The organism is Devosia pacifica, assembly GCF_014652635.1.
Taxonomy (GTDB): Bacteria; Pseudomonadota; Alphaproteobacteria; order Rhizobiales; family Devosiaceae; genus Devosia; species Devosia pacifica.
Genome location: NZ_BMZE01000003.1, coordinates 661,146 through 682,264 on the forward strand (window position 1 = coordinate 661,146; position 21,119 = coordinate 682,264).

Consider the following 21,119-nt stretch of genomic DNA (forward strand, 5'->3'; position numbering starts at 1 on the left):
CGAACCTCAAGGTGGCTGGGTTTGAGCCGAACTAACCCCTGTGAGCAGCGCCAGGACATTGGTGCGATCATTGTGCAAGTCCGCGAGCGAGCAGGCATCGAGAACAGCCAGAAATGCACTGGTCGCCTGGCCGAGCAAGCCCCGCAATCCGCAGAGCGGTGAGATGATGCACGACGCACAGTCGACCAGTGTGAACCCGTCTTCCATCTCTCTTACGATTGCGCCGACTGTTATCTCGGAGGCCGGCCGCGCCAGCCGCAGGCCACCATTGCGGCCTCTCACGCTCGCCACGAAGCCGGCCTTGCCCAGTCCATGCGCCACCTTCATCAGGTGATTGTGCGAAATGCCATATGCGCGAGCGATCTCGGAAATCGAGCACAGGCGATCCGGATGCTCGGCGAGATAAATCGCGACGCGTAGCGCGTAGTCGGTTTGCAAGGTCAGGCGCATAAGGCCACTCCAAAATGTCGCAGCCATAATACATGTATTTCTCGTTGCATCTATGGCAAGCCTAATTCATGTATCAACTGTACATGTTTGGAGAGCCGCCATGGCTGTGCTGGACGAAACGCTGCTGAAAATCCAGCTGGAGAGCTTCTACGAGGCGGTCCGGGCCGATGCGCTGCTCGGGCCGATCTTCGAGGAAGAAGTCGCCGACTGGGACGCGCATACCGAGCGGCTTGTCGCCTTCTGGTCGTCCATCATGCTGAAAAGCGGGCGCTACAAAGGCAATCCTTTCGCCGCCCACACGCCGTTTGCATCCAGCCTGACTCCACAGCACTTCCAGCATTGGCTTCATCTCTGGTCGCAGACAGCGAAAGCGGTCTGTCCCCCAGCGATTGCCGAGCAACTGGATTTCAAGGCGCAACGCATCGCAGCGAGCCTCGAGGCGGGACTTCTGTTCCGCTGCGACGCCGCCTCGGAACATGTCGAACCTCTCACCCAAACCGGTCAATAAAGGCCAAACAACAAACGCACCCTCAGCGCTTCGATCCTGCCGAGAGCGCACCGCTGGATACCAGCAGTCCTCGCGGGAGCAAGCCTTGGCCTTTGGCCGAGTTCGGCATATGCGCACGTGAAGTGGTTCGCCCCCTATATCGTCGAAGCATCGCCGGCCCCCATCGGGCAGACGCTCGCCAACGCATGGTTCTGGCTCGCGATCGGGCTGGTGATGGTCTTTTTCATGGCAACGCGTGCTGTCGAGACGCAGAAGCTTGGCGTTGCCACGCTGGCCGCCATGGATCGGGCGACGCAGCCGCTTTGGACGCGGCTCGATGACTTCATGCGCGCAGTCATCGGCGGCTTTTTCGTCGCGATCTTCGCGGTCGGCGGTGTCTATCTGACACCCGATCTGCAGACGCCCGCCGAATGGGTATCGTGGCTGCAATTGCTGATCGCATTCGGCGTGTTCTCACGCCGCACCATGCCGCTGTCAGCGGCGGGCATCATCCTGTTGTGGGTGTTGGCGCTGCGCGACTGCGATCTGTTCCACCTGCTCGACTATCTCGCCCTCGGGGTCGCGGTCGCCGCCTATCTGGTGCTGGCCGCTTCGAACAACGAAGAGTGGCGCCGGCATCGCTTCGAGGTCCTGCGCTGGGGCGTCGCGATCGCACTGATGTGGTCGAGCTTCGAAAAGTTCGCCTATCCCGAGTGGTTCTATCCGCTGGTTGACGAAAAGCCGTTCCTGACCTTTGGAATGCCGCGGGACGTCTTCATACCGATGGCCGGTGTCGCCGAGTTCACGATGGGTTTCGGCCTGCTGTGGACCCCTCTGGTGCGCCGGCTGTCGGCCGTGGCGCTGTTCATCATCTTCAACGCCGCCGTTTATCCGTTCGGGCGTATCGATCTCGTTGGCCACGCCCTGATCATGGCCATCATTATAGCCATCGCCGCGGACCAGACCCGCGAGTTGCACTTCCTGCCTGCGGTACGGCGGGCAATCAGCGCGGTTCCCGCAGCGCTCGCCGTTGCCCTCGTCATTGTCGCGGGCAGCTATTGGGGCCTGCACCTGGCATTCTACGGGCCGGACAACCAGCCCGAGATTGCCACCGCAGATGCGATGAGCACGCATGTCCCGAACGCGGAGAACCCACATGGCCAGCCGGAGGATGCTGTCGGCGCGAGCCCCGGTGCGGCGGCCGCCTACATGCAAACCATGGACACGATGCACGGACCCATGATGGAGGGCATGCAGAACCCGGATCCCGACATTGCTTTCCTTGAGGGCATGATTCCACATCATCAGGGCGCAATCGACATGTCGCGGGTTCTAATCGACTACGGTGTCGATCCGCAGCTCCGGGCGTTCGCCGAGCATGTGATCGCCGACCAGCAAGCCGAGATCGAACAGATGCAGGCGTGGCTCGGTCAGATGGAGCGGTAGAAACGTTGCAGGCGCGTGGACGTCCCCCACCTGGGACATCCACGCACTACGATTCTGGAACAGCGGCCAAGGTTGCGAGTTCTGCCGCAAAGGGAGGTGAGTCATGGGCAAATTCACTATCGGCGATCGTGTCCGCTGGAACTCGGAGGCCGGGTGGACGAGCGGCAAGATCATCAAGGTCCACACGACAGACTTCTCCTATAAGGGGAATACACGTCGCGCCTCTCCGGACGATCCGCAATACGAGATTGCCAGCGACCGCACCGACCACGTGGCGGCTGATAAGGAAGCCGCGCTCAAGAAGGCATGAGACAGCCTCGTTTTCCCATCTTCACGATCGGGCATTCCAGCCACGCGCTTGAAACTTTTGTCGAGATGCTGCGTGCAGCAGGTGTCGGCATGATCATTGACGTTCGCAGCTTTCCACGTTCGCGCACCAATCCGCAGTTCAATACCGAAACACTCCCACCCGAGCTCGCACCGGATCAGATCGCCTATGAGCACTTGCCTGACCTCGGCGGGCGCCGAAAAGCCCAGGGGACAGTGCCTTCCGGCATGAATGGCCTGTGGCACAATCGCAGCTTCCAAAACTATGCCGACTACGCACTGACAGAGCAGTTTCAGGTTGCACTCGATAGGGTGGTCGGCATGGCCTGCCACCATCGTCTGGCCCTGATGTGTTCGGAGGCCGTCTGGTGGCGCTGCCACCGCCGCATAATCACCGACTACCTCATTGCGCGCGAGATCGAGGTCCTGCACATCATGAGCGTGTCGAAAACTAGTGCGGCAAGGCTGACGCAGGGTGCCGTGATAGGCAGTGATAAGATGGTCAGATACCCGCAGCCCGATCAGTAGCGTCAGTAATCGTCTGCTGCAGCTACCGAACCTTCCCCATGTCCGAAAGGAACACTGTCAGCAATCCGACCAATGGCAGGAACGAGCGTAGCCAAACACGTGCTCAATGCTGGTGACGTCCGCCAGCGCGGCTGCCGCCGGCACCGAACGCGAATCCGAAGAAGATGCCGGCGACCCGATCCGCTCCTGCATCATTTGTTGGGGGATATTGCCGAGAACACCGAGGAGCCGGCCGGTCTTCCGATCGCCGCGCTTGTCTCGTTTTTAACGAGAGGTTTCGGATGAAGATTTCCATTGATCAGAAGCATGGCCGAGGACGGAGGTTTTGGTCGGTCGAGTGGAAGTCCACCCCTCTACGGCAATCGATAAATGGCCTACTGTCGAGGCGTTCGTCGGCGGATAACGTTGCACCGGAGGCGATTAGATCTTGAAGTCTTACGGCGGAGCAGTCGATGCACAGCGCGAAGCCCAGTCGGTTGTTGCCGGAACGAGAACTTCCACCATACGCCTACTTGCCCGGGCGCTTCCCTCACCCTGTCCGTGACCCGTCAGGACACAGCTTCGGCAGCGAGCATAGTGCGGAAGTCACCTCGGCATCTGAGGAGTTCGTGTGGGGAGCAGACCTGTTCAATCAGGGATTTTACTGGGAGGCTCATGAGGCTTGGGAGCTTCTATGGCAGCAAGCGGGCAAGGCGACAGCCGGGCGCCTCTTCTACAAAGCCTTGATCCTGCTAGCTGCAGCTGGGGTAAAGTTACGCGAAGGTAAACCTGTTCCGGCAGCCCGTCATTATCGGAGGGCAGCCGCCCATTTGCGGACGCTACAAGAACGATGCGCGCATGACTACGAAACGGGCCTGACCCTTACTGTTACTGAGCTGTTGGCAGAAATTGGCCAGATCAGTCAAGGTGGGGCAGCGGTTCCCTCGGATGAGCCGCAACCAATATTCTCGTTCATTCTGTCTCCTAGCGCCCGAAGGCCTGCCTAGAAGCATATGACCTATGAGAACACTCACCCCGCAGGCAGGAGTATGTCCGCGGATCGTGAACTTCCCTATGCGGCGCTTTCGTGACTCGCATGCTCCCATGGGCCGCCAACTTCCGCACACTGCCGATTAGCGACTGCCGATCCCATGCCGGCCAGTACGACTTCGGGCGGTTGTCACCAGGAGCGGCCGTCGGTTTCCTGCGCCGCGGACCGCCTACCGTCTTGGCGCAAACAGGATGACGCCCGCAGCAACCATGGCAAGCCCACCACCAACCAGGTCCTAGCGATCTGGGACACGCCCCTCAGCCGGCCAGAGCCATAGAACGACGCCGCGATGTAGACGCCGCCATGGGCGCGTAGGCCCTTCCAGCGTGGTCTGTGGGTGCCAGGGTCAGCAACCAGACGAAGGCGATCAGCGCGGGGATGCCGGCCAGAAGCCATACCGGCGACTGCCTTTGGCGCAACAAGGCCCCAGAAGGAAGCAGCCGAGGATCTCAGCCAAAGCGGCACCGGCATAGATCAGTCCAGTGGTGAGGACGATCGGCATGATCAGTGTTCCGCGCTGCAGTGGCTGTGATCGGCCAGTGCTTCGATGATCCGACAGTCGCAAATCCTGCCGTGGCCGCACTCATCGACCATCCGGGTCAGTTCACCCTTGAGCGCCGTCAGGCTTGCGATGCGTCGGTCGATTTCCAACAGGTGGCTGCGCGCGATGCTGTCGACCTGATGGCACGATGCCTGGGGTGCGGCGGTCATGGCGAGTAGCGCCCGGATGTCCTCGACCTCGAACCCCAGCTCGCGGGAATGCCGGATGAAGTTCAGCCGATCGGCCTCCGCCTTCCCGTAACGGCGCTGATTGCTTTCCGTTCGTGACGGTTCCGGCATCAAACCAATCTGTTCATAGAACCTGATCGTCGGCACCTTGACCCCGGTGCGCTTCGACAATTCGCCGATCGGGAAATTCATTCAGAATACCTCTTGATGCTCTAGCGGCTAGAGGGATTAGCATCATGCCGAGTTATAAGAAAGGGCCCGCCATGACCGAAGCCATCGTCACGAAGTTCCGCGTCGGCGGCATGGACTGCGCCAACTGCGCCAGCAAGGTCGAGAATGCTGTCTCGCGTCTGCCCGGCGTGACCGAGGTTGGGGCGTCCTATACCGCGCGGTCGATGACGGTGACCCACACCGGTGTCCCGGTCGCCGCCATCCGCAAGGCGGTGAAAGCAGTCGGATACGCGGCGGCGCCTGCCGATGACCCGATGCAAACTCGAGCCGGTCACGCCGATGATCATTTCGAATTCGATGAGGGGCCATGGTGGCGTACGCGTAAGGCCATGCTGACCTTGAGCTGCGGGTCGGCGCTGGCGGTTGCGTACTTGGTCGGACAGGTGTTTCCCGAAATCGGACATTGGGCGTTTCTTATTGCGCTGCTGGTCGGCCTGGTGCCGATCGGTCGCCGTGCCGTTTCCGGTGCCATGCACGGGACGCCGTTCTCGATCGAGACCTTGATGAGCATCGCCGCCATCGGCGCCGTTTTCATCGGCGCGAGCGAGGAAGCGGCTACCGTAGTCCTTCTGTTCTTGGTCGGTGAGCTCCTCGAGGGTCTCGCCGCCGGCCGCGCCCGGGCGAGCATTCGAGGCCTGACCGACTTGGTGCCCAAGATCGCGCTGGTGGAGAGGAATGGGGAGACCGAAGACGTCCAGGCAGACGCTCTGCGCATCGGAGATACGTTGATAGTCCGGCCCGGGGATCGCATTGCAGCGGACGGCGACATCCTGGAGGGCAGCAGCGCCATCGACGAGGCGCCGGTTACCGGCGAGAGCGTGCCCAATGCCAAGGGGTTCGGCGACGCGGTGTTCGCCGGAACGATCAACATTGATGCCGTGCTGCGTGTGAACGTCACTGCCGCTGCAGCGGACAACACCATTGCCCGCGTCGTCAAGCTCGTCGAGGAGGCGCAGGAGAGCAAGGCGCCGACAGAGAGATTTATCGATCGCGTCTCCAAAGTGTACACGCCCGGCGTCCTGGTTGTTGGTGCACTGGTGGCCTTGGCACCTCCACTGCTGTTCGGCGGCGACTGGAACGAATGGATATACAAGGGACTGGCCGTTCTTCTGATCGGCTGTCCGTGTGCCCTGGTGATATCCACCCCCGCGGCCATCGCTGCAGGCCTCTCGGCGGGTGCCCGGCGTGGCCTGCTTCTCAAGGGCGGTGCCGTGCTGGAGGGACTGCGGACCATCACTGCTGTCGCCTTCGACAAGACCGGCACATTGACGGCCGGCAAGCCTGTGGTCACAGACATCGTCGCAATCGGTCGGACCGAGACCCAGTTGTTGTCCATGGCAGCGGCGCTGCAGAGCGGTTCTTCCCACCCGCTGGCAATGGCAATTCTCGCCAAGGCGAAGGAAGCCAACGCGCCGGTACCACCTGCCTTCGGCGCCAAGGCGTTGGCCGGCAAGGGCGTGTCCGGCAATGTGGGCGGCGTCGAGGTGCTATTGGCATCCCCCTCGGCGGTGGCCGAGACGGTCGCGATTTCTGATGACCTGGCCAGCCGCATCGAAACCTTCAACGACGAAGGCAAGTCGGTTTCCGTCCTGCTGGCAAATAACCAGGTCGCCGGCCTGTTCGCCATCCGGGACGAGGCGCGCCTTGATGCAGTCGCCAGCCTGAAGGCACTGCGCGATTCCGGCATCGCAACGGTGATGCTGACCGGAGACAACCGGCGCACGGCAACGGTCATCGGCGCCGGGCTGGGCATCGCGGTTAAGGCAGAGCTGATGCCGGAGGACAAGCAGCGGATCGTCCGTGAGATGCGGTCAGCTGGTCAGGTCGTGGCCAAGGTCGGCGACGGGATCAATGACGCGCCCGCCCTGGCCGCTGCCGACATCGGGATTGCCATGGGCGGCGGCACCGACGTGGCACTGGAGACCGCCGACGCTGCCGTCCTCCACGGCCGGGTGTCCGATATCCCCGCCATGATAGACCTCTCCAAGGCAACCATGGGCAACATCAGGCAGAACATCATGATCGCCCTTGGGCTCAAGGCGGTGTTCCTGGTGACGACCATCATCGGGATCACCGGTCTTTGGGTTGCTATATTGGCAGACACTGGGGCTACCGTGATGGTCACGGCCAACGCCATGCGGCTGCTCGGATGGAGACCGAAGCAGTCGGCTTGACCGTCCGCTTCACCACTTATTGTTATCAAGCGAACTGACAGGAATCCACCCCATGCCGGTCATGCCGCCGGGATCCCCGTCACCGAAGCGACGGCTCAATCGGGGCCGTACGCTGACTGCCCGGTTCTGGCTAAGCACGGGAAAGAGCCGACGTTCGACCAGCGACCCCTGAACTGCTGCCGGTTCGGTAGACACTAAGTTAGGCTAGTTTAGCTTTCTCTTCGTATCCCACGGGGCTCAGATAGCCCAGTGTCGGCGCCTCGGGTTGTAGAAGCGCTCGATATAGTCGAACACATCATGGCCCGACCCCGGCCATGATGAAGCGCGCTCTGGCAAATGGGCAACGCATCGCGATGCGGTAACAAGCGCCGAAGTCCGGTCGTTAAATGCCGATAGCGGCACGGACCAGGGCCGCCTGGCCCAGGCGCTTACCAGCGGAGTGTGTGTGGCCTCGTCGCGCGACCCAACGGGAAAAAAGGTCTTGTCGTAACCTTTGAGTCGGAAATGCATTCATCTGTTACCCAACTGTGATGAACCACGGGCCGCACGGGCGTATAGGGCAGGAAGACTGAATTGAAGAGCAAGGATATTCACGCGACGACGCCGGCCACCGATCATGGGCATACGGGGCCGCCCGCTTGCGTGCAGGTTCGCGGCGCGCGCCAGAATAACCTCAAAAATATTGACGTCGATGTACCGCGCGACGCCTTCGTGGTGTTCACCGGCATATCGGGCTCGGGCAAGTCATCGCTCGCGTTCGGCACCCTTTATGCCGAAGCCCAGCGGCGTTATCTGGAATCGGTTGCGCCCTATGCCCGTCGCCTGATCGACCAGGCCGGCGTGCCGGAGGTCGACGCGATCGACGGTTTGCCGCCTGCGGTCGCGTTGCAGCAGCAGCGCGGCTCGGCCAACGCGCGATCCTCGGTCGGCAGCGTGACGACGCTCTCCAGCCTGGTGCGGATGCTCTATTCGCGCGTCGGCGAATATCCGCGCCATCAACCCATGCTCTATGCGGAGGATTTCTCCCCCAACACGGTCGCGGGGGCCTGCGCGACCTGCCACGGCATCGGCCGCGTATATGACGCGGCCGAAGAGACGATGGTGCCTGACGACAGCCTCACCATTCGCGACCGGGCGATCGCCGCCTGGCCGACCGCCTGGCATGGCCAGAACCTGCGCGATATCCTCGTTTCGCTCGGCTATGACGTCGATACACCATGGCGCGACCTGCCGAAAAAGGATCGCGACTGGATCCTCTTCACTGACGAGGCGCCGACGGTGCCGGTCTATGCGGGCCTGACGCCCGAACAGACCCGGACGGCCCTCAAGCGCCGCATGGAGCCGAGCTACCGCGGCACCTTCACCGGCGCGCGCCGCTATGTGCTGGAAACCTTCGCCAACACTAAGAGCGCGCTGATGAAGAAGCGCGTCTCGCAATATATCATCGGCCGCGATTGCCCGACCTGCGACGGCAAGCGCCTGAAGCGCGAAGCCCTGTCGGTCAAATTCGCCGGACTCGACATTGCCGAGTTCGGCGACCTGACGGTGCTCAAGCTGAAGGACTTGCTGATGCCCGTCGCGCAAGGCGAATATGGGGCGGTCTCCGCCCCCTCAAAGGGCCATGTTCTGGAAAAAGCGGCCCGCGATGCAGCGGTCGAACAACGGGTTGCGGCGGGCGGCTCTGCGCACAAGAGCGCGCCCGACGTACGCCGCACGCCAAATCTCTCCGACGAGAAGCGGATCGCCGCCCAACGCCTTGCCTGCGAATTGATCGAGCGGCTCGAGCCGCTGATCGATCTTGGCCTTGGCTACATTTCGCTCGACCGCAGCACGCCGTCGCTCTCCTCCGGAGAGCTGCAGCGCTTGCGGCTTGCCACGCAATTGTCGTCACAGCTTTTCGGCGTGGTCTATGTGCTTGACGAGCCTTCGGCAGGGTTGCACCCCGCAGATGGCGAAGCCTTGCTCACCATCCTCGAGCGTCTCAAGGCGGCGGGCAACTCCCTGTTCGTCGTCGAACATGATCTCGACGTAATCCGCCGCGCGGAATGGCTCGTCGATGTCGGGCCAGGAGCCGGGGAAAAGGGCGGTGAAGTCCTCTACAGCGGGCCGATAGAGGGGCTTGCCGACGTCGAGACTTCGATCACCCGCCGCTACCTGTTCGCAGAGCCGCTCCGCAGTGAGCGCACACCGCGCGATCCCAAGGCATGGCTACGCCTGGAAGGGATCAGGCGGAACAATCTCCAGGGTCTCGACGTCGAGTTTCCCATCGGCTGCTTCACCGCTGTCACCGGCGTTTCGGGATCGGGCAAATCCAGTCTTGTCAGTCAGGCGCTGCCCGAGCTCGTCACGGAACACCTCGGCGGCTCCCCCGTGGCCGAGGAGGAGGATATCGATCCGCTGCTCGATGTTGCGCAGAACGACACTGAAGGACGCATTGTCGCAGGCATGGAGCATGTTCGCAGGCTGGTGCGGGTCGATCAGAAACCGATCGGCCGCACGCCGCGCTCGAACCTATCCACCTACAGCGGCATGTTCGACCATGTGCGACGGATCTTCGCTGATACGCCGCTCGCCCGCCGGCGGCACTACAGCCCGGGAAGGTTCTCGTTCAACGTAGCGCAAGGCCGCTGCCCTGTGTGCGAGGGCGAGGGATACGTCATGGTGGAGCTGCTGTTCCTGCCGAGTGTTTTTGCCCCGTGCTCGACCTGTCATGGCTCTCGCTACAACCCGCAAACGCTCGAAGTCGAATGGAACGGGCGCAATATCGCCCAGGTGCTCGATCTGACGGTCGACGATGCGTGCGATTTCTTCGCTGGCGAGGCATCTGTGATGCGCTCCCTCGACGTGTTGCGGGAGATCGGTCTTGGCTATCTGAGGCTCGGTCAGCCGGCGACCGAGCTGTCTGGCGGGGAGGCGCAGCGCATCAAGCTGGCGACTGAACTGCAACGCGCTCAACGCGGCAACACGCTCTACATCCTCGACGAGCCAACTTCGGGGCTTCACCCCTCCGATGGCGACCGGCTGATGCAACACCTGCAGGGCCTCGTAGACGCCGGCAATACCGTCGTAGTCGTCGAACATGACATGCGCGCCATCACACAGGCGGACTGGATCATCGACCTGGGACCGGGGGCCGGGGAAGATGGGGGCCGTATCGTTGCCAGCGGCGTCCCTGGCGTCGTTGCGGAAGCGGAAGGCAGTCTTACCGCCCGCTATCTCAAGGCGGCGCTGTAGGTCGTAAATCTGGCCGAACGCACGTTCGATCAGGTGCATCTCAACCACACGTTGGAATGGGTCGAATCTGGAAGCGGGAGCCAGCGATGTGTCACCGTGGTTGACGCGGCTTAGGGTTTGAGTGCCCGTCAGGTGCGCCATGTTCGTGTGATATGCGGCGTGGCGGACGGCCAATCGCTGGCCATCCGCCACACTTGCTTTGTGCGGACCTTCTCCAGGAGAGGGCTCTCACATGGTTCGTCGAAAAGCCCCGTCTTAATTCCCTGCTTCGAGCGCTACGCCCACACCTTCTGCGATTTCCTCAACGAGTTTGGCACAGAAGGCGGGCAAATCATTGGGATCGCGGCTGGTAACAAGGCCGTTGTCGACCACGACTTCCTCATTGGTCCATGCACCGCCGGCGTTCTCGATATCGACCTTCAGCGTCGGGTAGGACGTCAAGGTGCGACCCTTAAGCACGCCCGCCTCGATCAATGTCCAGGGTGCATGGCATATAGCCGCAACCGGTTTTTTTTGATCGAAGAAAGCCCGGATGAAACCAATTGCCTCGACGCTGCCGCGCAGCTTGTCGGCACCAACAGTCCCTCCGGGCACAACAAGTCCGTCGAAATCGTCGGCTTTGACCTCGGAAAACGTCTTGTCGATAGTATAGCTGCCGCCCTCGTCAAGGTCGCTATTGACTGTACGAGCCACGCCCGTTTCAAAACTGACCACGGTCACTTTGCCGCCAGCCTCCTCGACAGCTTGCTTGGGCTTCGAGAATTCTGGTTCTTCCGTCCCGCGGGGTGCGATCAGAATGGCAACTGATTTGCCTTCCAAAGTCATAATTTATTTCCTATTCCGTCGAAGACTAAGGTCAGGTGCCGGGCTTGAGCAAGACCTTCGTCCAACCACCATCGCGCTCGTCGAAATGCTTGTAGGCGTCTGGTGCCTGATCAAGCGGCAGCCGGTGCGAGATGATTTGGGCAGGATTGGCCCGGCCATGCTCGATAAGGTTCATCAGCCGCCGGTTATAATGCTTTACATTACATTGTCCGGTGCCGATCTTCTGCCCCTTGAACCAGAAGTTGCCGAAGTCGAACGCAATCTTGCCTTCCTTCTGAAGATCGTCGGGCGCGTTCGGGTCTTCCGGAACGAACACGCCGACGACGCCGATTCCGCCGGTGGCCTTCGTGCTTTTGACGAGGCAGTTCATCGTGTAATTGCTGCGCTCCTTGCCGTGGCGATCGCAACACTGATACCCGACCGCCTCGACCCCCCGGTCGGTCCCGCGGCCGTCGGTTGCGTCAAGGATCTGCTGGGCGGGATCGCCCTTGCGCATGTCGATCGGAATCGCGCCCATCGCCTCGGCCAGTTTCAAGCGGTCATCGTGAGAATCGACCACGAAGATCTGAGAGGCACCGCGAATTTGGGCTGAGTGCGCGGCCATCAAACCGACCGGACCAGCGCCGTAGATCGCGATGCTTTCGCCGGGCAGGAAACCGGACATTTCGACGCCGTGCCAACCCGTCGGGAAGATGTCGGAGAGCATGACATAGTCATCCTCCTTCTCCTCAGCGTCCTCGGGCAGCTTCAGACAATTGAAGTCCGCATAAGGAACGCGCATCAACTCGGCCTGACCGCCTTGCCACGGCCCCATCTCGGCAAAGCCATACGCTGCGCCGGCGGTTCCGGGGTTGGTCGTGAGGCAAAACGCCGTCAGACCGCGTTCGCAATTTTCGCAGAACCCGCAACCCACGTTGAACGGCATACAGACGCGATCGCCTTTCTTGATCCGATCTACGGCAGCGCCGACCTCGATGACTTCGCCAAGGTTTTCGTGACCGAAGACCCTGCCCTTCTCGAAGCTGGTACGGCCATCGTACATGTGAAGGTCAGACCCGCAAATGTTGGTGGTGGTCACCCGAATGATCACATCGGTCGGTTTCTCGATCTTGGGATCGTCGATGGTATTGACAGAAACATCTTTAGGCCCGTTGTACACGACAGCTTTCACGGATCTTTTCCTTTCGCAGCTCTTCTCAACGCGTCATCAAATCAAAAGCTTGGTGATGATCCGGTCCATCGCAACGGCGGAGGAAATCGCACCCTTCCAAGATCTCAGTTTCCTTAACCTTCTACTACCTGAAAGGTTCCTTCCCGTAGGGCCATCCTAGGATCGATTCACGGCGGTTTCTGAATGACTGGGCCAGAACGGCCGAATAACGCGCCAAGCGGAGGCGACCCGCGCCGCGCGGGAGGCGCGCCCGGCGCCCGAGCCCGCCGCCGTCGACTGAACCGCGTCGACTGAGCCGGCGCCGCCGCGCCCGGCACCGTGCTCCAAGGCTCAGCCGCGCGCGAACGCCTGCGCCGCCGCCTCGGCCACGCCCTGGTCTTGCTTGCCGGTGCCGCCCGACACGCCCACCGAGCCGATCACCGTCTCGCCCTCCTTGACCGGCACGCCCCCGGCGAAGATCATCACCTTGCCGTCGTTGGAGGCATGGATGCCGTAGAAGTCGGCGCCCGGCTGGGCGAGCTTCTCCAGCGCCTTGGTCTCGACGTCGAACGCGCGCGCCGTCCACGCCTTGCCGATCGCGATGTCGACGCTGCCGCGCCACGCACCGTCCATCCGCGCGAACGCTAGGAGGCAGCCGCCCGCGTCCACCACCGCGATGTTCATCGGGTTGCCGATCCGCTCGGCCTCCGCGATCCCCGCATCGATGATCGTCCGCGCGTCGTTCAAGTCGAGCGTCTGGGTGGTGCGCATGGCGTGTCTCCGTGGCCGGCTCGGGGAAAGCAGCTCAACGCACGCCGCCGCGCCCGGGTCCCCCCCCCGACGCGGGCGATGAGAGCGACGCGCTAGGGTGCCGACCGCTCCGCTATTTCGCGGCCAGCAGGGTGAACTTGTGAATCTGCGGCGGTTCAGAAAACAGTTCTTCTGCCTTGTCCATCAGTGCGGCGGCAACCTTGCCGTCAAGATGGGCCTGCCGATCCTCCTCTGTGTCGAACGTATCGAAGATCGCGTACGCACCGGGACCTTCCTCGATCGCATACCAGGTCACAGTGCCCGCCTCAGCTTGAACGAGCGGCAATGCCGAGGTCAGGAAATTGGCGACATCGCGCTCTTTTCCGGGCTTGGCCTTCAGTGGTACATACAGGGCAAGTTTGGGCATAAATGACTCCTCAAGTGAAACGGACAGATATTATTCGGCAAAGTAACGGACGAGCGGGCCGGTAGGTTCCCCATGAGGCGGAGCACACGCGACCCCGCCTCCTCGTCGAAATCAGAACTGCTGTGCGGTCGGCCGGATGACGATCGCGTCGACGTCGACGTCATCAGGTTGTTCGACAGCGAACGCGATAGCACGCGCCACCGATGCCGCCGGGACGGCCTGCTTGTAGAAGTCCAGCACCGTCTCGGCAGCCGCGCTAGAGGTCGTGAACTTCAAATCGCTTTCGACAGCTCCAGGCTCGATTGACGTGACCCGGACCTTTTCCCCCATCTCGGGCGCAAGCCCTCGCTGATCGCGCTGACGGCGAACTTGGTGCCGGAGTAGACCGTGCCGCCCGGTGCGAAGACCTTGATGCCCGCAACCGAGCTCAAGTTGATGATGTGACCGCTGCCCTGCTCGAGAAAACCGGGAAGGGCCGCCGCGATGCCGTAGAGCGTACCCTTCAGATTGACGTCGATCATCTGGTCCCACTCGTCGGTGTTGACCTCGGCCATCGGACGGATCGGCATCAGCCCGGCGTTATTGATCAGCACGTCGAGGCGGCCGAAGTCGGCAATGATTGCGGCGACGACGGACTGGATCACTGATTTATCGGTCACGTCCAGCGCGTAGCTACGTGCCGTGCCGCCAATTGCGGCGATGTCCGCGACGACCTCGTCGAGCCTGTTCTTGCGCCGCGCGGCGATGGCCACCTTGGCGCCGCGTTCCGCGAGAAGACGCGCGGTTTACGCGCCGATGCCGGTGCTGCCGCCGGTAATGAGAACAGGAGCTCATGCCGGGCCGCGTTGGGATGGTTGCCGGTATCTTCTTCGGATTTGCCTTTGGTGCCGGCGGCATTGCAGCCGCAGCTCTGGGCGCTCTGGCCGACGTCCGCTCTGATTGGCGCTAGCGTCGGTCAGGTGGTGAAAGCACTTCGTCCCGACGGGACAAGCGAGACACTCAGAATTATAAGCGTTCGGAACGCGGCATCGGCAAGGCCGAAGCTCTCGATTGTTTCCAGTCGAGAACCTTCACCCGTCCTTGGTTCTGTCCGCGCATTCCACGGTGGCAACGACGACCCAGGACCGAGCGCAGCCTAACGCGCATTGGCACAGGCCAATGGTGCGGGGAAGTCGGAAGTGCGGGCAGGTCAGTGTTCTTCGCAGTCGGCTGCCTCATGCTCAGCAGATGATGTGACCGTCGCAGCAGTCAGCAGCGGCACGAGGCAGGCGAGCTTATTCACGCGCCGTCCTGCCGAGGAGCAGCGACCTTCATGTCCGGAAGCAAGACGGTCTGCTATAAGCGGCTTTGAAGCCAACAGTCAGCTACCCACCCCCCCCAGCGGTAGGTCAGGTGATTCCGAGGAAGTAGACAGGCGGCCACCGACCCCATTGTCGCCGTTCGGAGCGCCGCGTTCGGCGCCCGAAACCTGCCGTTCATTCACTTCCACCCGACGGCAAAGTCGGGGACGTCTGCTGAAGAGGTCATCAGGGAAATCAAGCGGCTCCTCAAGATTGAAAAGAACCCACCCACTGTTACCCGCGCCGAAGGTCGCCTCACGCGGCGCGGTGGCTTCTTGAAGAGTACGGCCTCGTCACCGACGACTATCACCGCACACAATGGGTGTGGTTCGCTGTGACCTTCACCGCAATCTGGCGCAATTTCTCCAGCGCTAAGTGGCGGATTGCTGGCGAGATCTCGAAGAAAAGTAGAACGGACGTTCGAGCGTGATGCCGCGAAAGTCAGGTCTGAGCCCAAAGTGACGAATGCTGCACGATGGGCGAATGTCGATTACCGACCTCACTACGCCAGCGTGCGCGTCATCTCACGGATCAGATCATTTGTCTCTGGTCTCGTCGTTTGGTGCCGATATCGAAGGGCCAAAACAGTTCTTGATATTTCAAGACCATCGATGGGTTTCGACACCAGGCCCATGTCCGAAGGAATAGCGGTGGCTGGCAGGATCACCGCACCTGACCCTTGCCGAGCAAGTTCAACTAACCAATCCACGCGATTTGACCGATAGGCCGCGTAGAGTTCGTGACCATGATCCGCGCAGGTCCCATGCAAGACATCCCGCATTTCGCAATTTAGGCGGTCAAGCATGTCAGTTTTAGCAAGAGTCGAAAGAGAAATCGCACTTAGTTCAGACAACGGATGCGACTTTGACACCACGACCTTGTAGTCCTCTTCATAGAGATGGTCTATACGATAGAGGTCTTTACTGACCTTCTCTGCGGTGACCACAACGTCAAATTCACCATCTCGCAACCCGGCAAGAAGCTCGGAGGATGATGCAACGATCAATTCGATTTCGGCTTGCGGCAATCTCGTACGAGTACGCTCCATAGCTGCCGAAATCCTGTTGTGGCCAATCGTTTCGCCGACACCGACAGAGATTGGAACCCGCTCCAAGCGCATATGACGGACCGCCTCTGCCTTCGCCTGTCGCGTCTCATCGTGAGCCTTCTGCAACCTTGGCTGCATGAGTTTTCCGAGGGCCGTAAGCCTGCATCCCGCACGGTCCCTGACAAACAGGTCACCTCCAAGCTCGTCTTCAAGTTTCTTGATCGCAGTCGTCAAGGAAGGTTGGGAGACATTGGAGGCGCTGGCTGCGTGGGTGAAGTTTCGGTGCTCGCAGACAGCGAGAAAATACCTGATCTGGTTCATTTCCATCGCCGCATTCTCCGTTACATCTCATTCAGGCCATCAAAACAAGTTCGATAGCCCACGTCTATCAAAGAATAGAATTTCGGAATTGGAGCCCGGCGCATCCGGCATGGGACAAGAGTGCATCGAAACCAAACCTGAAGCACTTCAAATCAGGAGACGACCATGAAAACGCAAATCCTTCAGACAGTCGCCGCACTGGCGCTGATCACAACTTCTGCAACTGCACAGGACAACCCAATGGTAAATCATACAGCCAGCTACATCGCCATGCCGGCCGCCGAAGGCCAGACCGGAGCCTTCGCGGAGTTTCTGGCTGGTGCCGCACCTATCGTGCGAGAAACAGAGCCGGGCACTGTACTTTGGTTTGCTCTGCAAGCCGACGATACGCTCGCAATCTTTGACATCTTCGCAGACGAAGAAGCACGCGACACTCACTTCTCAGGAGCGGTTGCTGCGGCTTTGAACCAAAACGCCGACACGTTGGTCGACGGAGGATGGGACGACGGTGTTGTCGCGAATATCAACAACTCCGATGTCCTGTCGGCAAAAGCGCCGGTTGATCTCTACACGGCAACGACCGCAACTTACATCAAGCTCGAAGCTGCTCCAGGTAAAGGCTCCGAATTGGCAGCCTTGCTGACCGCCGCCGGCCCCATCGTCGCAGAAACTGAACCCAAGACATTGTTCTGGGCGGCGCTGCAGATTGACGAGACCAACTTCGCCATCTTCGACATCTTTGCCGACAACTCTGGCCGCGAAGCGCACTTTGCCGGACAAGTCGCCGGACTCCTGAATGAAAAGGCTTCAGAATTGATCTCAGGTGGATGGGACGACGGTGTGGTGGCAAACGTCCACAATTTCGAAATCCTCGCTACCAAGTAATCTCGAGGTGACTTGAGAAAGAAGTGCCCGGTGGAACCCATCGGGCGCTTTGCTGTTTGAATTTAGATTCACGGCAAAGCGGCCGTGCCGGAACTGGCAAGCGAAGCTCGCACTCGCCTCCGGCTTGGAAAGGGCGGCTATCGGCGGGAACATGTCCGCGCCTTCGCCCAACACGCCGAGATCGCGGACGACGCGATCTACATCAAGATCAGCGAAAAACACCCTATTGAGGACGCCGGTAGCCACCAAAGGAGGAAAGTCGGCTGGAATCGGCGTTCCCGGTTTTTACCAAAGTGGCGGAGGGAATGGGCCTGACCTCCAACCTTCTCCACTTCAAGTCATTGATATTGTTGATCCGCCTGAGCTGCCAACAAGCCGATTGCAGCATCAGTCGAAAAGCCCGCAGGTTCGGCCAAAGCCGCGGCGGCATAGATTGCCATAGTCGACAATGCTCTCACCCAACTGCCTCGGAAGTCCTGCGGTCCTGCGCGCAGTGTGAATGGTCGCCGAGCACCTCGATGATCCGGCAGTCGGCGATGGTCCCCTGCGCACACTGGGTAATCATCCGCTCCAGCTCCGCCTTCAGCGCCGTCAGACGCGCGATGCGCGCCTCCACCGCGGCAAGCTGGTCCTTCGCAATGATGTCGGCGGCTGCACACGACTGGTCCGGTCGGTCGGAAAGGCTCAGGAGGTCGCGGATCGCCTCCAACGGAAACCCTAGCTCGCGGGAGTGGCGAATGAAGGCCAGCCGTTCCAGCGCGGACTTCCCGTAGAGCCGCTGGTTCCCGGCGCTCCGCTCGGGCTCCGGCAGGAGCCCGATCTGCTCATAGTAGCGGATCGTCGGCACCTTCACCCCGGCCGCGTCGCCCAATTTTCCAATGGTGAGCATCAGATGCCTCTTGAACCTCTAGCTGCTAGAGACTTCAGGTTTCCGATGCGAGAATAACAAGAGCCGCGTGCTGCGAGTGGAAGGACAAGATGACGACGAGCGATGGAGCAAGTTGCGAGTGGACGGTCACCGGCATGGATTGCGGGGCTTGCGCGGGCAAGGTCCGGACTGCGGTCGAGCGTCTGCCGGGTGTAAGCCAGGTCGAGGTTGCCCTGATGACGGAGCGGCTGCGCGTCACGCTAGATGAGGGGCAGACCACGCGCGAGCGCGTCGAGGCGGTGGTCCGGTCAGTCGGATACGGCATCGCTCCGAAAGGGACTATACCCGCGCGCAAGGGCTTCGTACTGCCCGAAAGCGGACGTCCTGCCACCGGCAGCGGTGCCGCCTTCGAAGACCAGCCCGCGCGCGCTCCCGAAGGCATTGTAGCCGGCGGCTCCATCGCGCGTTCGCTGCCATGGCATCGGACTAGGAAGGGGCGTCTTGTCATTGGCACCGGGCTGCTGCTCGTCGTCGCCTGGGCTGTGAACCTTCTGGCGTCGGACGAAGTCGCGCGCTGGGCATTCGTCCTCGCGACGCTGATCGGGGTTGCGCCCATCGCGCGGAGGGCTTTCAGCGCTGCCCATGCGGGCATGCCCTTCACCATCGAAATGCTGATGACCATCGCCGCGACCGGAGCGCTGTTCATCAATGCCGACGAAGAGGCCGCGCTGGTCGTGTTCCTCTTTGCCATGGGCGAGGTGCTTGAAGGTGTCGCTGCGAACAAGGCCCGCGACGGGATTCGAAGCCTCGCCAGTCTCGTGCCGAAGACGGCGCTGCTGGAAGTGGATGGGAGAACCCGCGAAGTGCCCGCCGAGGCGCTTGCGATCGGGCAGATCGTGCTCGTGCGTCCTGGTGCTCGTATCCCTGCAGATGGAGAGGTGATCGACGGTATCTCAGGCGTGGACGAGAGCCCGGTCACGGGCGAGAGCGTGCCGAAACCGAAGGAGCCGGGCGACGCGGTGTTCGCAGGTTCGATCAACACCGAGGCCGCGCTGCGCGTGCAGGTCACGAAGGCGGCCGAGGACAACACGATCTCCCGCATCATCCGTCTGGTCGAGGAAGCCGAGAGTGCCCGCGCACCGACCGAGCGTTTCATCGACCGCTTCAGCCGCGTCTACATGCCTGCCGTGGTCGGGGTCGCGCTGCTGGTCGCCATCGTCCCGCCGCTCGCTTTCGCGCAGGCCTGGGATGTCTGGATCTACCGCGCGCTCGCACTGCTCCTCATCGGCTGTCCCTGCGCCCTCGTGATCTCGGTGCCGGCCTCCATCGCCTCGGCGCTCTCCTCGGGCTCGCGCCGTGGTCTGCTGATGAAGGGTGGCGCGGTCATCGAGGCGGCGGCCCGGATCACGGATGTTGCGTTCGACAAGACGGGCACGCTGACCCTCGGTCGTCCCCGGGTGACGGACGTGGTCCCCCTCGGCGGGACGGAGACTGAGGTTCTGTCGCTGGCCGCCGCAGTCGAATCCGGGTCGAGCCACCCGCTGGCGGCGGCGATCCTTGCGCGCGCACAGGCTGACGGCGCCCCGTCGCTGCCGGCTTCCGCAGCCAGGGCGCTGCCCGGAAAGGGAGCGGAGGCGGTGATCGGTGGCGAACCTGCATGGGTAGCCTCGCCACGGTTCGCTGGAACCAGCGGCGTCATGAACGATGAGGTCAGCCATATTGCGGCCCGTCTCGAAGAAGAGGGCAAGACCGTCGTGGCAGTCTTCCGACCGGGCCGACTGATCGGGCTGATCGCTCTTCGCGACGAGCCGCGCGAGGATGCGGCGGAGGCGGTGCGTCAGCTTCGCACGCTCGGTATCCGCTCGGTCATGCTCACCGGCGACAATGCCCGTACCGCCGCCGCGATCGCAGGCCATGTGAGAATCGAGCACCGCGCCGAACTGATGCCCGAGGACAAGGTCGCCGCAATCCGCGAGATGGTGGCGAATGGTCGGGTCCTCATGGTCGGCGACGGCATCAACGACGCCCCGGCCCTGGCCTCAGCGCATGTCGGCGTGGCCATGGGATCCGGAACCGATGTGGCACTCGAGACCGCCGACGCCGCGATCCTGCGCAACCGGGTCACGGACGTTGCCGGCAAGATCAGGCTCGCCCGCGCCACCATGACGAATATCCACCAGAACGTGGCGATCGCGCTTGGTCTGAAAGCGGTCTTCCTCGTGACCACCGTCCTCGGGATCACCGGACTCTGGATCGCGATCCTCGCCGACACCGGGGCGACGGTGCTGGTGACGCTCAACGCGTTGCGGCTCCTTGCCTTCAACCCGGATCGCGAGATGTGAGACGCTTTCACCCCTTCGGTGCGGTGTTCACTCGCCCCTCGTTACCGCCTGTTGGTATCCGCGCTCTCGCTCCGGCCATCTGCTCTTGATGTAAGCGAGGACGGCCCGGATCTCCGGATCACCCAGCACGTCTGCGAAGGCTGGCATGTCGCTCTCATACCCGCCACCGACGATGGCGGCCGTACCTTTCTTGACGATGCGGAACAGCATGTCGTCGGGATGGTGCCAGGTGTGGCCGCTGGCGTCATGCGGTGGCGCCGGCAACCGGCCGGACGGTAGCGGCGAGCGCCAGTCGGGCTGGCCCTCCAGATCCGCACCATGGCAGGCGGCGCACTGATCTGCATAGACCTGCCGCCCCTGCGCGATCACCTCCGCCGACACGACGGCATCGGATGCAGTGCCGGGAAAGAGTCGATCGCTAAAAAGAGCGACGATCAGACCTCCGACGAGCAATCCCACCACCACAATATTTCGAACGCCATATCTCAAGATTTCGGGCCCCGATCACGACAGAAGGTCATTGGCCT

General features: G+C 61.8%; 18 protein-coding genes and 2 pseudogenes. 9 read left to right on the top strand and 11 right to left on the bottom strand.

The window, feature by feature from the left end:
• Positions 1-6: 6 nt before the first annotated feature.
• Entirely contained in the window at positions 7-450 is a 444-nt protein-coding gene (locus IE127_RS15995; RefSeq protein WP_189426696.1) for an Rrf2 family transcriptional regulator, read from the bottom strand.
• Between the two features lie 106 nt (positions 451-556).
• On the opposite strand from IE127_RS15995, the gene IE127_RS16000 reads away from it, so the two are divergent.
• The 5 genes from IE127_RS16000 to IE127_RS16020 all read left to right on the top strand — a co-directional run bounded on the left by IE127_RS16000 (position 557) and on the right by IE127_RS16020 (position 4,224).
• Positions 557-958 (top strand): group III truncated hemoglobin, encoded by a 402-nt coding sequence (locus IE127_RS16000; RefSeq protein WP_244640242.1) that lies wholly within the window; start codon positions 557-559, stop codon positions 956-958.
• Between the two features lie 117 nt (positions 959-1,075).
• Positions 1,076-2,383 carry a CopM family metallochaperone gene (copM, locus tag IE127_RS19730; RefSeq protein ID WP_189426698.1) on the top strand — a complete coding sequence of 436 codons (1,308 nt, stop codon included), beginning with the start codon at positions 1,076-1,078 and terminating at the stop codon, positions 2,381-2,383.
• Between the two features lie 103 nt (positions 2,384-2,486).
• Entirely contained in the window at positions 2,487-2,693 is a 207-nt protein-coding gene (locus IE127_RS16010; protein ID WP_189426699.1) for a hypervirulence associated TUDOR domain-containing protein, read from the top strand.
• Positions 2,690-3,238, top strand: coding sequence for a DUF488 domain-containing protein (locus IE127_RS16015; RefSeq protein WP_189426700.1), 549 nt, complete (start codon positions 2,690-2,692; stop codon positions 3,236-3,238). Before IE127_RS16010 ends, IE127_RS16015 begins: the two co-directional genes overlap by 4 nt.
• 452 nt (positions 3,239-3,690) lie before the next feature.
• Positions 3,691-4,224, top strand: a complete 534-nt coding sequence (locus tag IE127_RS16020; RefSeq protein WP_189426701.1) for a DUF309 domain-containing protein — start codon at positions 3,691-3,693, stop codon at positions 4,222-4,224.
• A 548-nt stretch (positions 4,225-4,772) separates the two neighbouring features.
• Here IE127_RS16020 and IE127_RS16025 read toward each other — a convergent pair.
• Entirely contained in the window at positions 4,773-5,189 is a 417-nt protein-coding gene (locus IE127_RS16025) for a MerR family transcriptional regulator (RefSeq protein WP_189426702.1), read from the bottom strand.
• 44 nt (positions 5,190-5,233) lie between these two features.
• Between IE127_RS16025 and IE127_RS16030 the strand changes: the two genes are divergently transcribed.
• The gene (locus IE127_RS16030; protein WP_444542492.1) at positions 5,234-7,402 is read left to right on the top strand and encodes a heavy metal translocating P-type ATPase; all 2,169 of its coding nucleotides are present in this window, start codon (positions 5,234-5,236) and stop codon (positions 7,400-7,402) included.
• Positions 7,403-7,601: 199 nt separating this feature from the next.
• Here the strand turns inward: IE127_RS16030 and IE127_RS16035 are convergent.
• Positions 7,602-7,699 (bottom strand): annotated as a pseudogene (locus tag IE127_RS16035) (IS3 family transposase); the annotation flags it as partial.
• 276 nt (positions 7,700-7,975) lie between these two features.
• Between IE127_RS16035 and IE127_RS16040 the strand changes: the two are divergent.
• Positions 7,976-10,636, top strand: coding sequence for an excinuclease ABC subunit UvrA (locus IE127_RS16040; RefSeq protein WP_444542493.1), 2,661 nt, complete (start codon positions 7,976-7,978; stop codon positions 10,634-10,636).
• A 255-nt stretch (positions 10,637-10,891) separates the two neighbouring features.
• On the opposite strand, the gene IE127_RS16045 is transcribed toward IE127_RS16040, so the two are convergent.
• The 6 genes and pseudogenes from IE127_RS16045 to IE127_RS16070 all read right to left on the bottom strand — a co-directional run bounded on the left by IE127_RS16045 (position 10,892) and on the right by IE127_RS16070 (position 16,503).
• Positions 10,892-11,461 (bottom strand): type 1 glutamine amidotransferase domain-containing protein, encoded by a 570-nt coding sequence (locus IE127_RS16045; RefSeq protein WP_189426703.1) that lies wholly within the window; start codon positions 11,459-11,461, stop codon positions 10,892-10,894.
• Positions 11,462-11,492: 31 nt separating this feature from the next.
• On the bottom strand, positions 11,493-12,632 hold the full coding sequence (locus IE127_RS16050) for a glutathione-independent formaldehyde dehydrogenase (protein ID WP_189426704.1): 1,140 nt from the start codon (positions 12,630-12,632) through the stop codon (positions 11,493-11,495).
• 330 nt (positions 12,633-12,962) lie between these two features.
• Positions 12,963-13,382 (bottom strand): GlcG/HbpS family heme-binding protein, encoded by a 420-nt coding sequence (locus tag IE127_RS16055; RefSeq protein ID WP_189426705.1) that lies wholly within the window; start codon positions 13,380-13,382, stop codon positions 12,963-12,965.
• Positions 13,383-13,494: 112 nt separating this feature from the next.
• A complete protein-coding gene (locus tag IE127_RS16060) occupies positions 13,495-13,788 on the bottom strand; it encodes a putative quinol monooxygenase (RefSeq protein WP_189426706.1) in 294 nt (97 codons plus the stop codon).
• 111 nt (positions 13,789-13,899) lie between these two features.
• A pseudogene (locus tag IE127_RS16065) lies at positions 13,900-14,606 on the bottom strand (SDR family oxidoreductase).
• Positions 14,607-15,630: 1,024 nt separating this feature from the next.
• Positions 15,631-16,503: a LysR family transcriptional regulator gene (locus tag IE127_RS16070; protein ID WP_189426707.1), complete on the bottom strand. Its 873-nt coding sequence runs from the start codon at positions 16,501-16,503 to the stop codon at positions 15,631-15,633.
• A gap of 159 nt (positions 16,504-16,662) precedes the next feature.
• Here IE127_RS16070 and IE127_RS16075 point away from each other — a divergent pair, with 159 nt between their 5' ends.
• Positions 16,663-17,382 carry an NIPSNAP family protein gene (locus IE127_RS16075; RefSeq protein ID WP_189426708.1) on the top strand — a complete coding sequence of 240 codons (720 nt, stop codon included), beginning with the start codon at positions 16,663-16,665 and terminating at the stop codon, positions 17,380-17,382.
• A 454-nt stretch (positions 17,383-17,836) separates the two neighbouring features.
• On the opposite strand, the gene IE127_RS16080 is transcribed toward IE127_RS16075, so the two are convergent.
• Positions 17,837-18,271, bottom strand: a complete 435-nt coding sequence (locus IE127_RS16080; protein WP_189426709.1) for a MerR family transcriptional regulator — start codon at positions 18,269-18,271, stop codon at positions 17,837-17,839.
• Positions 18,272-18,360: 89 nt separating this feature from the next.
• Here IE127_RS16080 and IE127_RS16085 point away from each other — a divergent pair, with 89 nt between their 5' ends.
• On the top strand, positions 18,361-20,592 hold the full coding sequence (locus IE127_RS16085) for a heavy metal translocating P-type ATPase (protein WP_189426710.1): 2,232 nt from the start codon (positions 18,361-18,363) through the stop codon (positions 20,590-20,592).
• A 27-nt stretch (positions 20,593-20,619) separates the two neighbouring features.
• On the opposite strand, the gene IE127_RS16090 is transcribed toward IE127_RS16085, so the two are convergent.
• On the bottom strand, positions 20,620-21,081 hold the full coding sequence (locus IE127_RS16090) for a c-type cytochrome (protein WP_189426711.1): 462 nt from the start codon (positions 21,079-21,081) through the stop codon (positions 20,620-20,622).
• Between the last annotated feature and the right edge of the window lie 38 nt (positions 21,082-21,119).

What these genes read in the sequence shown, in the direction of transcription:
- IE127_RS16010 (WP_189426699.1), top strand. Translation starts at nt 2,487, where the DNA reads ATGGGCAAATTCACTATCGGCGATCGTGTCCGCTGGAACTCGGAGGCC.
- IE127_RS15995 (WP_189426696.1), bottom strand. Translation starts at nt 450, where the DNA reads ATGCGCCTGACCTTGCAAACCGACTACGCGCTACGCGTCGCGATTTAT.
- IE127_RS16020 (WP_189426701.1), top strand. Translation starts at nt 3,691, where the DNA reads ATGCACAGCGCGAAGCCCAGTCGGTTGTTGCCGGAACGAGAACTTCCA.
- IE127_RS16015 (WP_189426700.1), top strand. Translation starts at nt 2,690, where the DNA reads ATGAGACAGCCTCGTTTTCCCATCTTCACGATCGGGCATTCCAGCCAC.
- IE127_RS16085 (WP_189426710.1), top strand. Translation starts at nt 18,361, where the DNA reads ATGACGACGAGCGATGGAGCAAGTTGCGAGTGGACGGTCACCGGCATG.
- IE127_RS16045 (WP_189426703.1), bottom strand. Translation starts at nt 11,461, where the DNA reads ATGACTTTGGAAGGCAAATCAGTTGCCATTCTGATCGCACCCCGCGGG.
- IE127_RS16055 (WP_189426705.1), bottom strand. Translation starts at nt 13,382, where the DNA reads ATGCGCACCACCCAGACGCTCGACTTGAACGACGCGCGGACGATCATC.
- IE127_RS16070 (WP_189426707.1), bottom strand. Translation starts at nt 16,503, where the DNA reads ATGGAAATGAACCAGATCAGGTATTTTCTCGCTGTCTGCGAGCACCGA.
- IE127_RS16030 (WP_444542492.1), top strand. Translation starts at nt 5,234, where the DNA reads ATGCCGAGTTATAAGAAAGGGCCCGCCATGACCGAAGCCATCGTCACG.
- IE127_RS16060 (WP_189426706.1), bottom strand. Translation starts at nt 13,788, where the DNA reads ATGCCCAAACTTGCCCTGTATGTACCACTGAAGGCCAAGCCCGGAAAA.
- IE127_RS16080 (WP_189426709.1), bottom strand. Translation starts at nt 18,271, where the DNA reads ATGCTCACCATTGGAAAATTGGGCGACGCGGCCGGGGTGAAGGTGCCG.
- IE127_RS16075 (WP_189426708.1), top strand. Translation starts at nt 16,663, where the DNA reads ATGAAAACGCAAATCCTTCAGACAGTCGCCGCACTGGCGCTGATCACA.
- IE127_RS16025 (WP_189426702.1), bottom strand. Translation starts at nt 5,189, where the DNA reads ATGAATTTCCCGATCGGCGAATTGTCGAAGCGCACCGGGGTCAAGGTG.